11 protein-coding genes are annotated in these 11,549 nt (G+C 71.9%); 7 read left to right on the top strand and 4 right to left on the bottom strand.

The window, feature by feature from the left end; all coding sequences use genetic code 11:
* The first annotated feature begins 19 nt into the window (after positions 1–19).
* The 6 genes from IEY98_RS05260 (at position 20) to IEY98_RS05235 (ending at position 6,640) form a co-directional block, all read left to right on the top strand.
* Positions 20–955 (top strand): ABC transporter substrate-binding protein, encoded by a 936-nt coding sequence (locus IEY98_RS05260; RefSeq protein WP_229786602.1) that lies wholly within the window; start codon positions 20–22, stop codon positions 953–955.
* Positions 955–1,857 (top strand): amino acid ABC transporter permease, encoded by a 903-nt coding sequence (locus tag IEY98_RS05255; protein ID WP_189209103.1) that lies wholly within the window; start codon positions 955–957, stop codon positions 1,855–1,857. The genes IEY98_RS05260 and IEY98_RS05255 overlap by 1 nt, the downstream gene beginning before the upstream one ends.
* Complete coding sequence (locus tag IEY98_RS05250) at positions 1,854–2,618, top strand: amino acid ABC transporter ATP-binding protein (RefSeq protein ID WP_308425842.1); 765 nt, start codon at positions 1,854–1,856, stop codon at positions 2,616–2,618. The genes IEY98_RS05255 and IEY98_RS05250 overlap by 4 nt, the downstream gene beginning before the upstream one ends.
* Positions 2,619–2,738: 120 nt before the next feature.
* The gene (locus IEY98_RS05245; RefSeq protein ID WP_189209102.1) at positions 2,739–4,934 is read left to right on the top strand and encodes a translocation/assembly module TamB domain-containing protein; all 2,196 of its coding nucleotides are present in this window, start codon (positions 2,739–2,741) and stop codon (positions 4,932–4,934) included.
* Positions 4,935–4,957: 23 nt separating this feature from the next.
* Positions 4,958–5,839 carry a phosphoribosylaminoimidazolesuccinocarboxamide synthase gene (locus IEY98_RS05240; protein WP_189209101.1) on the top strand — a complete coding sequence of 294 codons (882 nt, stop codon included), beginning with the start codon at positions 4,958–4,960 and terminating at the stop codon, positions 5,837–5,839.
* A 51-nt stretch (positions 5,840–5,890) separates the two neighbouring features.
* The gene (locus IEY98_RS05235; RefSeq protein WP_189209100.1) at positions 5,891–6,640 is read left to right on the top strand and encodes a DUF2334 domain-containing protein; all 750 of its coding nucleotides are present in this window, start codon (positions 5,891–5,893) and stop codon (positions 6,638–6,640) included.
* Here IEY98_RS05235 and IEY98_RS05230 read toward each other — a convergent pair.
* Positions 6,592–8,262, bottom strand: coding sequence for a S8 family peptidase (locus IEY98_RS05230; RefSeq protein ID WP_229786601.1), 1,671 nt, complete (start codon positions 8,260–8,262; stop codon positions 6,592–6,594). The genes IEY98_RS05235 and IEY98_RS05230 overlap by 49 nt on opposite strands.
* 183 nt (positions 8,263–8,445) lie before the next feature.
* The gene (locus tag IEY98_RS05225; protein WP_189209098.1) at positions 8,446–9,087 is read right to left on the bottom strand and encodes an MBL fold metallo-hydrolase; all 642 of its coding nucleotides are present in this window, start codon (positions 9,085–9,087) and stop codon (positions 8,446–8,448) included.
* Between the two features lie 49 nt (positions 9,088–9,136).
* Here IEY98_RS05225 and IEY98_RS05220 point away from each other — a divergent pair, with 49 nt between their 5' ends.
* Positions 9,137–10,615 (top strand): aldehyde dehydrogenase family protein, encoded by a 1,479-nt coding sequence (locus tag IEY98_RS05220; protein ID WP_189209097.1) that lies wholly within the window; start codon positions 9,137–9,139, stop codon positions 10,613–10,615.
* A 43-nt stretch (positions 10,616–10,658) separates the two neighbouring features.
* Here IEY98_RS05220 and IEY98_RS05215 read toward each other — a convergent pair whose 3' ends face one another.
* Both IEY98_RS05215 and IEY98_RS05210 read right to left on the bottom strand, forming a co-directional pair.
* Positions 10,659–10,844, bottom strand: a complete 186-nt coding sequence (locus IEY98_RS05215) for a hypothetical protein (RefSeq protein WP_189209096.1) — start codon at positions 10,842–10,844, stop codon at positions 10,659–10,661.
* Between the two features lie 39 nt (positions 10,845–10,883).
* Positions 10,884–11,462: a winged helix-turn-helix domain-containing protein gene (locus IEY98_RS05210; protein ID WP_189209095.1), complete on the bottom strand. Its 579-nt coding sequence runs from the start codon at positions 11,460–11,462 to the stop codon at positions 10,884–10,886.
* Between the last annotated feature and the right edge of the window lie 87 nt (positions 11,463–11,549).

Raw genomic sequence — 11,549 nt, 5'->3', positions numbered from 1 at the left:
CAGACCCGAGGAGTAGATGGTGTCCCGACGACAGTTCCGCAGGCTGAGCCAGGTGACCACGGGGATCGCGGCCGTCGCGCTGACCGTGACCGCGTGCGGCTCGGGCGGCAGCGGCGCCCCGCAAGACCCCGGTGCGGGCCAGAGCACCCCGACCGCGGAGGTCCCCTCGGTCGCCAAGGACCCGGCGCTGGCCGCGATGGTCCCGACCGACATCGCCGCCGATGGGAAGATCATCGTCGGGCAGGACCAGAGCTACCCGCCGAACGAGTTCGTCGACGAGCAGAACCAGGCCGTCGGCATGGACATCGACCTCGGCAACGCGATCGCCGCGAAACTCGGCCTGACCATGGAGTACCAGAACAGCGCCTTCGACGGCATCATCCCCGGCCTGACCTCGGGCAAGTACGAGCTGGCCATGTCGTCGTTCACGATCAACGCCGAGCGGCTCCAGCAGGTCGACATGGTGTCCTACTTCAGCGCGGGCACCTCGATGGCCGTGCTGAAGGGCAACCCGGACGCCGTCGCCATCGACGACCTGTGCGGCAAGACCGTCGCCGTGCAGAAGGGCACCGTCCAGGTCGAGGACCTGGAGAAGGCCAACGCCGAGTGCAAGACGGCGGGCAAGCCCGAGATCACCGTGAGCCAGTTCCAGAACCAGACCGACGTGACGCTGGCGCTCACCGCCAAGCGCGCGCAGGCGATGCTGGCCGACTCCCCGGTCGTCGACTACGCCGTCAAGCAGACCGAGGGCCAGCTGGAGACCGCGGGCGCGCCGTACGACACCGCGCCCTACGGGATCATCGTGCCCAAGGACAAGGGCGACTACGCCAAGGCCGTCCAGGGCGCGCTGCAGGCGCTGATCGACGACGGCGCCTACACCAAGATCCTCGAGAAGTGGGGCGTGCAGGCGGGCGGCATCCCCACCGCCGAGATCAACCCCGAACCGGCTGGCTGATGACGCAGGGCCACGCCCCGCAGAAGGTCGTGCCGGTGCGCCACCCCTGGCGGTGGGTCACCGGCGCGATCCTCGCGGTCCTCATCGCACAGGCCGCCACCAGCGTCGTCACCAACGACAACTTCGGCTGGCCGGTCGTCTGGGACTACCTGTTCGACCCCCGGGTGCTGCAGGGCCTGCAGAACACGCTGATCCTGACCGTGCTGTCGATGGTCATCGGCGTGGTCGGCGGCATCCTGCTCGCGGTCATGCGGCTGTCCGGGAACCCGATCGCCGCCGGGCTGGCCAGCGCCTACATCTGGCTCTTCCGCGGCACGCCGCTGATCACGCAGCTGATCTTCTGGTTCTACATCGCCGCGCTGTACCCGCGCATCGGCCTCGGCGTCCCGTTCGGCGGGCCGGAGTTCGTCTCGTGGGACACGAACACGCTGATCACCCAGTTCAGCGCCGCCCTGCTGGGGCTCGGCCTGAACGAGGCCGCCTACATGGCCGAGATCGTGCGCAGCGGCATCCAGTCCGTCGACGAGGGCCAGACCGAGGCGGCGAGCGCGCTGGGCATGACCCGCGGCCGCATCCTGCGCCGGATCGTGCTGCCGCAGGCCATGCGGGTGATCATCCCGCCGACGGGCAACCAGACGATCTCGATGCTGAAGACGACCTCGCTGGTCATCGTCATCGGGTACTACGAGCTGATGGTCGCCGCGGGGCAGATCTACGCGCGCAACTTCCAGACCATCCCGCTGCTCATCACCGCCGCGCTGTGGTATCTGGCGCTGACCTCGGTGCTGACGCTGGTCCAGACCCAGATCGAACGCCGGTACTCCCGCGGCATGTCGCGCTCGTCGAAGGCGTCGCGCGGCCTGGTGAACCGGCTGCTGACCAGCGGGAGTGATCAGGTATGACCGAACCGATGGTGCGCGCCGAGGGCGTCTGCAAGAGCTACGGCAGGCTGGAGGTGCTGCGCGGCATCGACCTCGAGGTCGCGCACGGCGAGGTCATGTGCGTCATCGGCCCGTCCGGCTCCGGCAAGTCGACCTTCCTGCGGTGCATCAACCACCTGGAGAAGGTCGACGCGGGCAGGCTCTACGTCGACGGCGACCTGGTGGGCTACCGCCAGCGCGGCGACCGGCTGCACGAACTGCGGGAGGACGAGGTCGCCCACAAGCGGCGCTCGATCGGCATGGTCTTCCAGCGGTTCAACCTGTTCCCGCACATGACCGCGCTGGAGAACATCACCGAGGCGCCGGTCGGCGTCCTCGGCAGGCCGAAGGCGTCGGCCCGCGCGCACGCCCTGGACCTGCTCGACCAGGTCGGGCTGGGCGACAAGGCCGCCGCGTACCCGAACCAGCTCTCCGGCGGCCAGCAGCAGCGCGTCGCCATCGCCCGCGCGCTGGCGATGGAGCCCAAGCTGATGCTGTTCGACGAGCCGACCTCCGCGCTGGACCCGGAGCTGGTGGGCGACGTCCTGGAGGTCATGCGGAAGCTGGCCGAGCAGGGCATGACCATGGTCGTCGTCACCCACGAGATGGGCTTCGCCCGCGAGGTCGGCGACTCCCTGGTGTTCATGGACGAGGGCGTGGTCGTCGAACACGGCAACCCCCGCGACGTGCTGGGCAACCCCCAGGAGGAGCGCACGCAGGCGTTCCTGAGCAAGGTCCTGTGAGTCGCTGACGAGTCCGGCCCCCCGCGCGATCGCGGGGGGCCGGACTTCCGCGGAACGCCCCACCACCCCGGTCCGTCTCTATGATCGACCGCAGGAGCGATCACGGGGGGTGGTATCGCCATGACGACCAGCGACGACGAGCGGCGGCTGGACCCGCACGACGAGAACCCCCCGGCCTGGGCGCACATCAGCGCGGCCGAGGTCCTGCGCCGCGCGGCCGAGCAGGAGAGCGGCGGCGTGCTGCGCAGGCGGAAGCTGGCCACGCCCGCCGTGCAGCGCTGGTCGGACCGCTACATCACCGGCACGCTCGACCTGCGCAACATCGAGTTCGCGCTGCTGGAGTTCGAGCGCTGCCGGTTCGAGCAGCCGCCGGACCTGCGGCAGGGCAAGCTGGCGGGCATCGACTTCCGCGACTGCGCGCTCCCCGGCCTGGAGGCGCGCAACCTGCGCACGGACAACGACCTCACGCTGTACCGCACCGTGGTCAACGGGACCGTCGACCTGACCGACGCCGAGGTCAGGGGCACGCTCGTGCTGCGCGACAGCACGCTCATCGGCCGCGACGGCAGGCCCGCGCTGCACGGCGACCGGCTGCAGCTCGCGGGCGCGCTGCTGGCCGCGCGGGTGGCGAGCAAGGGGGAGATCCGCCTGCCCGGCCTGCGCACCGGGGGCAACGTCAACTTCGCGGGCGCCGAGCTGGACAACCCGCGCGGGTTCGCGCTCAACGGCAACGGCATGCAGGTCGGCGGCAACCTGTACTTCACCGTGGACCCGCAGGGCACCCCCTTCCGCGCCGTCGGGCAGATCTTCCTGCCGACCGCGCGGGTGGAGAGCGACCTGTCCATGCGGGGAGCGCGGCTGGCCCCGCGCACCGAGCACTCGCGGGCAGTGCCGCCGGACGACCCGTTCTTCGACCCCAACGCCACCCTGGTCGCCGACCGGTCCAAAGTAGACGGCAACGTCAACCTCGACCGCGGCTTCGTCAGCACGGGCACGGTGCGCATCGTCAACGCCGCGATCGGGGGCTCGCTGCGGCTGTCGCAGGCCAGGGTCGACCTGTCCGGCGGGCAGGAGGAGTTCGTCGAGATGGGCGCCAAGGCGGGCCCGTACTCCGACCGCTCCCTGCACCTGGACGGCACCGCCGTCGGCGGCAACATCGACGCCCGCGACGCGCGGATCGCCGGGCAGATCCGGCTGGTCGAGGTCATTGTGCGGGGCAGCGCGCTGCTGGACCGCGCGGTGATCAGCAACCGCGGCGGGGACGCGGTCGAGGGCCGCCGCTTCACCGTCGGCGGCAACCTCGACGCCCGCGCCGTGCTCGTCTTCGGCTCGGTGCTGCTGACCGGGACCAAGATCGAGGCCAACCTGGACCTGCGCGGCAGCAGGCTGCTCGCCCCCGGCGTCTACCACCGCGACGGCGCGGTCAAGCCCTCGCTCGACCTGCGGGTCGCGCGCATCGGCCGCGACCTCATCTGCGCGGCGGGCGACGAGCCGTTCTCCGCGCACGGGGAGATCCGGCTGCGCCGCGCCGAGGTCGGCCAGGTCACCGACTTCCACGGCGCCGAGCTGGGCAACAGCCACAACGCGATGACGATCAACGCCTTCGGCTTCCAGACCCAGGAGCTGCGGCTGACCGTGGCCGCCGCGCCCCGCGGCCGGGTCGACCTCGGGCACGCCCGGTGCGCGTCGCTGTCGGACAACGCGGCGTTCTGGAGCGCCAAGGGCCGCATCGAGGTGGAGGACTTCCGCTACGAGACCCTCGCCGACCCGATCGACCTCGACGACGACGACCGGGTGCTGACCCGGCTGGCCTGGCTGCGCCACGGCCTGCGCGAGACCTACAGCCCCGGCCCCTACGAGCAGTTCGCCGCGATGCTGCGCGCCGCGGGCAACGAGGAGCACGCCGACACCGTCCTGGTGGAGAAGCAGCGGCTGCGCTACGCCGCGCTCGCCGACGGCGCGGGCCTCACCGCGCCGGGGATCCGGCTGTGGAGCTGGCTGCAGCGCGCCACCGTCGGCTACGGCTACCGGCCGACGCGGGCGCTGACCTGGCTGCTCGGCTTCCTGGTCGCGGGCACGGTCTGGTTCTTCATGATCCCCGAGCCGCGCGAGGCCAACACCGACGACCAGCTGGTGTGGAACCCGCTGCTGTACACATTGGACCTGCTCGTGCCCATCGTCGACTTCGGACACAAGAACAAGTGGACCATCGGCGGGGTCTCGCAGTGGATATCGGCGGTGTTCATCGCCCTGGGCTGGATCTTGGCCACGACCGTCGCCACCGGTCTGACCCGCCTGCTGCGCAGGGGCAGCTGAGCGGCCACGTAAGCTGCGCAAACGTGCCCACGCTCGCTGATTACGACAAGATCGCCGCAGGCAAGGTGCGGGAGCTCTACGCCGTCGACGACGACCACCTGCTGATGGTCGCCTCCGACCGCATCTCGGCGTACGACCACGTGCTCGCGACCCCCATCCCCGACAAGGGCCGGGTGCTGACGGCGATGAGCGTGTTCTGGTTCGACCTGCTCGCCGACATCGTCGACCACCACATGGTCGCCTACGACGACCCGAGGATCCCCGCCGAGGTCCGCGGCCGGGCGCTGCTGGTCCGCAGGCTGGAGATGCTGCCGGTGGAGGCCGTCGCGCGCGGCTACCTCGCGGGCAGCGGCACCGCCGACTACCGGGCCACCGGCGCCGTCTGCGGCATCGCGCTGCCCGACGGCCTGACCGAGGGCTCCCGGCTGCCCGAGCCGATCTTCACCCCGGCCACCAAGGCCGAGCTCGGCGCGCACGACGAGAACATCGACTTCGCCGCCGTGGTCGAGCTGCTGGGCGCTGAGCAGGCCGAGCGGGTGCGCGAGCTGACGCTGCGCATCTACCGGCGCGGCGCCGAGCACGCCCTGGCCAACGGCATCATCCTGGCCGACACCAAGATCGAGCTGGGGCTGCGCGACGGCGGGCTCGTGCTCGGCGACGAGGTGCTGACCCCGGACTCCTCCCGCTACTGGCCGGTGGAGACCTGGGCGCCGGGACAGGCCCAGCCGTCCTTCGACAAGCAGTACGTGCGCGACTGGCTCACCTCCTCGGAGTCGGGCTGGGACCGCGCGTCCGACACGCCCCCGCCGCCGCTGCCCGACGCCGTCGTGGCCAACACCCGCGCCCGCTACGTGCAGGCGTACGAGCAGCTCACCGGCCGGAAGTTCGCCGACTGGATCGGCTGAGTCAGGGTCGGGGACACCCACGTGTCATGCGCGTCGAGTGTGCTGTGCGGTATGACGGCCCGACTCGTGGTCTCCCTCTCCGGGATCACCGCCCGGAGCCTGGACGCCTGCGCCGACTTCGCCGCCGAGCTCGACCGGCGCGGGGTCCCGCTGTCGGCGCTGGTCGCCCCGCGCAGGCTCGACGCCGAGGTCGTGGCCTGGGTGCGCGAGCGGCCCGTGCTGGCCCACGGCTTCGACCACGCTGCCGAGCCGCGCGGCCGCAGGGTCGCCCTGGGCAGGCGGGCCGAGTTCGCCGCGCTGCCCGCGCACGAGGCCGGGCTGCGGCTGACCGCGGCGACCGCCGCGCTCGACCGCGCGGGCCTGGCCACCGACGCCTTCGCCCCGCCGCGCTGGTTCGCCTCCCCGGGCACCCTGGTCGCGCTCCGGCGCGGGGGCTTCACCCTCTGCGCCGACCTCATCGGGGTCCGCGAGCTGGACACCGGCGTCGTGCACCGGGGCCGCGCGCTCGCCGTCGGCCAGCGCGCCGAGCCGTGGTGGTGCTACGCGCTGGTCCAGGTCGCCGCCCGCACGGCCCGCCGCGGCGGGCTGGTGCGCGTGGCCGCCGACGCCGCCGACCTGGCCCGCCCCGGGCCGAGGCAGGCCCTGCTGGACGCCGTCGACATCGCGGTGCACCTCGGCGCCGAGCCGCTGACCTACCCCGGACTGCGGACGGCCCCCGCCGAGGCGAGGGCCGTCCTGGTGCCGGTGCAGCGTCAGAAGGTCAGCTTCCAGGAGTTGATGTACCCGGTGTCGGTCCGGTAGACGTCCCTGACCTGCAGCTTCCACGTCCCGTTGGCCACCTCCGACGAGGCGTTGACCGTGTAGGTCGCGATGACGTTGTCCGCGCCGTCGCTGCCGCTGGAGTTCTTCAGCCGGTACGCCGTGCCGTCCGGCGCGACCAGGTCGATGACCAGGTCGCCGCGGTAGGTGTGCACGATGTTGACGTCGACCTTCAGCGTCGCGGGCGCGTTGCCGTCGACTCCGGTGACGCTGATCGGGCTGGTGATCGCCGAGCCCGCGTCCGGGATCGCCACGTCGGCGGTGTTCTCGAAGACCTTGTCTCCGGGCGGCTGCGAGCCGCTGACGGCCTGGTAGGCGTCGACCCGGCCCTCGCCGAAGAAGTTGTTCCGCGCCGTGGTGCCCGTGCAGCGGCTGTCGGTGCAGGCGAGGTCGTCGGCCTGGGTCGCCAGCATCTCCCGCAGCTGGGCCGGGGTGGCCGTCGGGTGCACGCTCTTGAGCAGCGCGGCGACGCCCGCGACGTGCGGGGACGCCATGGACGTGCCGGACATGCTGGAGTAGCGGCCGCCGGGCACGGTCGAGTAGACGCTGTCACCGGGCGCGCCCACCGCGATCTTCTCGGTGCCGTAGTTGGAGAACGAGGACTTGCTGTTCGACGAGGTGATCGAGGAGACGTTCACGACCCCGGACACCTCGCCCGGCACCTTCAGGCAGGAGTTCGACACGCTGCGGTTGACCGGGGTGGAGTCGTTCGGGCTGGTCGAGTCGCTGGTCTTGTTGGCCAGGTTGTAGTTCTCGTTGCCCGCCGCGGCGACGTTGAGCACGCCCTTGCCCTCGGCGTAGGCGATCGAGCGGCGCACGCCCTCCAGGATGGCGTCCTGGTCGAGGTTGTCCGGGCAGTTGAACATCCACGGATCGGTGTAGTAGCTGTTGTTGGTCACCTCGAAGCCGCGGTCACCGGCGAACACGAAGGCGCAGATGGTGTTCTCCGGGAAGAAGAGCCCGCTCGGCTCCTCGGCGATGCGCACGGAGGCGATCTTCACCCCGGGCGCGACGCCGACCGCGCCCCGGCCGTTCTTGGCCGCCGCGACGGTGCCCGCCACGTGCGTGCCGTGGCTGCCGGTGTCGCGCCACGAGCCCGCGCGGGTGTCGAGCTTGCCGTAGGCGCAGGACGCGGAGTTCGCGGCGTCGAAGTTGGCCTTGAGGTCGTAGTGCTGGTCGTCGACGCCGGTGTCCAGGATGCCGACGGTGACCTGCGACGAGCCCTGGTTGACCGCCCACGCGCGGTCGGCGCCGATCTGGCTCATGTCCGAGCGGACCGGCTCGCCCGTCGACGGGGTGACCTGCGACGGCGCGGCGGGGATGGCCGGGTTGGCCGCGGCGGACGGGACGTCGGAGGTGCGGGTGGCCCCGACCTTCTGCACCCCCGCCACCGCGCGCATCCTGGTGGCGAAGTCGCCCGCGCTGGAGTGGGCGACGATGACGCCGATGGCGTCGTAGGACGACCACACGGCGCCGCCGTTGCCGCCGATGGCCGTCTTGGCGCCCGCGGTGTCGTTGGGCGCGGTGATCACCAGGTAGGCGCGCAGCCCCGCCGCCGGGGCGGCGGTGGCCGGGGTCGCCGCCACCAGCAGTCCGGCGCCCACGGCCACGGCGGTGGCCGTGGCGCGAAGGCGCGATCGTGAACGCAGGAACACGATTTCCTCCGAACGTTCCGCGGGGGTGGCCCGTGCTCTGCTGCGCGGGCCGCAGGGTCCCCGTCATGGGCTAGGAGGCAGCCGCGGCCCGTTCGGGACGCCGGGAGCGGAAAATGCTCCGCGCGGCCGGGGTCAGACCTCGGTGGTGTCGGCCAGCGGCAGGACGACGAGCCGCGCCCCGGCCGGGGCCAGCGAGTCGAACCGGTGCAGCGCGCTGTCGATGCCCTCGCGGCTCAGCGTCAGCTCGTGGATGGGCACGGCGACCCTCGGCGCGACCGCGCGGAAGAACTCCACGGCCTCGGACACCTTCAACCACGGCGCGCCCGTCGGCAGCCCGAGCACGTCGACGGCCTGCTCGGGGACGTGCAGCGAGTCGCCGGGGTGGTAGAAGGCGCCGTGGTCGACGAGGTAGCCGACGTTGGGCGGCACCTCGACCTCGGGGTGGATCTCGGCGTGCACGCCGCCGACGGCGTGCAGGGCCGTCCCCGCCACCTCGCGCGCGTCGCCCGGCCGCATCACCGAGGCGTGCAGGTCGAACCGGGCCACCTCGTCGGCCGACCCCGGGTCCGTGATCAGCTCGGCGTCGGGGTTGGCGGCCAGCAGCGGGCCGAGCCGGTCGGGGTCGAGGTGGTCGCCGTGGCGGTGGGTGATGAGGACGGCGTCGAGGTCGCGCAGGTCCTCGAAGCCGTGCGACCACACACCGGGGTCCAGCAGCAGCCGGGCGGTGCCGGTCTCCAGCAGGACGCACGAGTGGCCGAAGTGGGTGATCCGCACCGGCACAGGGTATCGCCGGCACCCGGTACCGGCGGGTAGCTTGGCGGGCATGACGACCGTTCAGGCGAAGACGTTCGAGTCGCTCAACCCGGCGACGGATGAGGTTGTCGGCGTCCACCCCGTGAACTCCGCCGAGGAGGTGCGCGCGGCGGTGGAGTCCGCCCGCGCGGCCGCGGCGTGGTGGGGCGCGCTGGGCTTCGCCGGTCGTCTGGAACGGCTCAACCGCTGGAAGGCCGCCCTGACCCGGCGGGCGCACGAGCTGGCCGACGTCGTCCACGCCGAGACCGGCAAGCCGCACGGCGACGCCATGCTGGAGATCGTCCTGGCCATCGACCACACAGCATGGGCGGCGAAGAACGCGCGCAAGGTGCTGGGGCCGAAGCGGCGTCCGGCCGGGCTGCTGATGGCCAACCAGAAGGCGACGGTGGAGTACCAGCCGCTGGGCGTCGTCGGCGTCATCGGGCCGTGGAACTACCCGGTCTTCACCCCGATGGGCTCGATCGCCTACGCCCTGGCCGCGGGCAACGCCGTGGTGTTCAAGCCCAGCGAGTACACCCCCGGCGTCGGCCGCTGGCTGGCCGAGTCGTTCGCCGACGCGGTGCCCGAGCACCCGGTGTTCCGGGTCGTCACCGGCTTCGGGGAGACCGGGGCCGCCCTGTGCCGCTCCGGCGTCGCCAAGATCGCCTTCACCGGCTCGCCCGGCACCGGCCGCAAGATCATGGCCGCGTGCGCGGAGACCCTCACCCCCGTCCTCATCGAGGCGGGCGGCAAGGACGCGCTGCTGGTCGACGCCGACGCCGACCTCGACGCCGCCGCGGAGGCCGCCGTCTGGGGCGCCATGTCCAACGCGGGCCAGACCTGCACCGGCGTGGAGCGCGTCTACGTGCACGAACGTGTCTACGACGACTTCGTGGCCAAGGTGACCGCCCAGGCCCGCCCGCTGAAGGTCGGCTTCGACGCCGACGCCCAGGTCGGCCCGATCACCATGCCCGGCCAGATCGACATCATCCGCCGCCACATCGCCGACGCCCTCTCCCGGGGCGCCCGCGCCCTGACCGGCGGCCCGGTGCCGGAGGGCTCCCGGTACGTCGAGCCGACGGTCCTGGTCGACGTCCCGGAGGACTCCGCCGCCGTCCGCGAGGAGACCTTCGGCCCCACGATGACGGTCACCAGGGTCCGCGACATGGACCAGGCCGTCGACCTGGCCAACGCCACCGCCTACGGCCTGGGCGGCACCGTCTTCGCCCGCGCCCGCGGCCTGGAACTCGCCCGCCGCCTGCGCGCCGGGATGGTGTCGGTCAACTCGGTGATCAGCTTCGCTGGCGTTCCGTCTCTGCCCTTCGGCGGCGTCGGCGAGTCCGGCTTCGGCCGCATCCACGGCCCCGAGGGCCTGCGCGAGTTCGCCAGGGCCAAGGCCATCACCACCCAGCGCTTCCGCGCGCCGATCACCATGACGACCTTCGCGCGAACGCCCAAAGTGGACGCCCAGGTGGCGAAGCTGATCACCTTCCTGCACGGCAGGCGCTGACCGCGGCCCCGCCACCCGGGCTGTCCACAGAGGACCTGAACCGCTAGGCGTAACGCGGGCGGGGAACCGGTTGGAGATGCGGGTCGTTGACTCTCGACTCGGCTCGGTCGGCCTCCTTGGCGAGTCGGGCGCGGGCGGCGTCGGCGATGTCCTCGGCGTTGCGCTGGGTGGCGAGCAGGTAGAGGGCGTCCGGGTACATGCGGGTCTCCTTGGTGTGGGCAGGCGCCATCGGGCCACGCCCCCATGCGTGGCCTGGCCCTGGTGAAGGTCAGGGGGTTTCCGGGGTGTCGGGGATGACGAAGTTCGTCAGCAGGAAGCGGACCGGCCGGGATCCGCTCGGGCGCAGCGCCGGGTTGTCGGAACGATCGCGGTATCGATCAAACAACGATTGGACCTCGGCCTGCAAACCAATTGCCTCATCGGGCGTGAGGTGGGCGTGCATGCCCATGAGGCTGAAGGCCCGCCGCCACTCCTCCGATTCCCGCCCGTGGCCGCGCAGATAGGTCCGGACGCGGTCGAACTCGTGCTCCAGGAACGCGTCCGTGGCCGCCTCGGCGGCCAGCACGCCTTCCTCGTCCAGGCCCTCGTGGTCGTAACTGCGCTCGCGCTCGGCCAGCCGCCACGGCTTCTCGCGGCCCTGGCCGCCCTCGGCCTGCTCGACGAAGCCGTACTTGGCGAGCATGTTCAGGTGGTACGAGCAGCTGGCGACGCTCTCGCCGATCGCGGCGGCGCACTGGGTGGCGGTGGCGGTCTCGGCGATCGACAGCGCGTCGAGGAGCTTCCACCGGATGGGGTGCGCCAGCGCCTTGAGGCGCTGTGGGTCGGTGATCATCTTGCGGTCGGCCATGCATCTCAAGATACCTTGCTAAAGAGTCCCTTAGCAAGGTTCCTTGTTGAACGCCGATCGGCGGGCGCCCCGGGAGGCGCCCGCCGA

Source organism: Actinokineospora fastidiosa (assembly GCF_014648415.1).
Taxonomy (GTDB): domain Bacteria; phylum Actinomycetota; class Actinomycetes; order Mycobacteriales; family Pseudonocardiaceae; genus Actinokineospora; species Actinokineospora fastidiosa.
This window is presented reverse-complemented; position numbering and strand designations above follow the sequence as displayed.

Bases quoted from the DNA above. Each gene is read 5' to 3' on its own strand.
- IEY98_RS05250 (WP_308425842.1), top strand. From the start codon at position 1,854: ATGACCGAACCGATGGTGCGCGCCGAGGGCGTCTGCAAGAGCTACGGC.
- IEY98_RS05255 (WP_189209103.1), top strand. From the start codon at position 955: ATGACGCAGGGCCACGCCCCGCAGAAGGTCGTGCCGGTGCGCCACCCC.
- IEY98_RS05210 (WP_189209095.1), bottom strand. From the start codon at position 11,462: ATGGCCGACCGCAAGATGATCACCGACCCACAGCGCCTCAAGGCGCTG.
- IEY98_RS05235 (WP_189209100.1), top strand. From the start codon at position 5,891: ATGACGGCCCGACTCGTGGTCTCCCTCTCCGGGATCACCGCCCGGAGC.
- IEY98_RS05220 (WP_189209097.1), top strand. From the start codon at position 9,137: ATGACGACCGTTCAGGCGAAGACGTTCGAGTCGCTCAACCCGGCGACG.
- IEY98_RS05245 (WP_189209102.1), top strand. From the start codon at position 2,739: ATGACGACCAGCGACGACGAGCGGCGGCTGGACCCGCACGACGAGAAC.
- IEY98_RS05215 (WP_189209096.1), bottom strand. From the start codon at position 10,844: ATGGCGCCTGCCCACACCAAGGAGACCCGCATGTACCCGGACGCCCTC.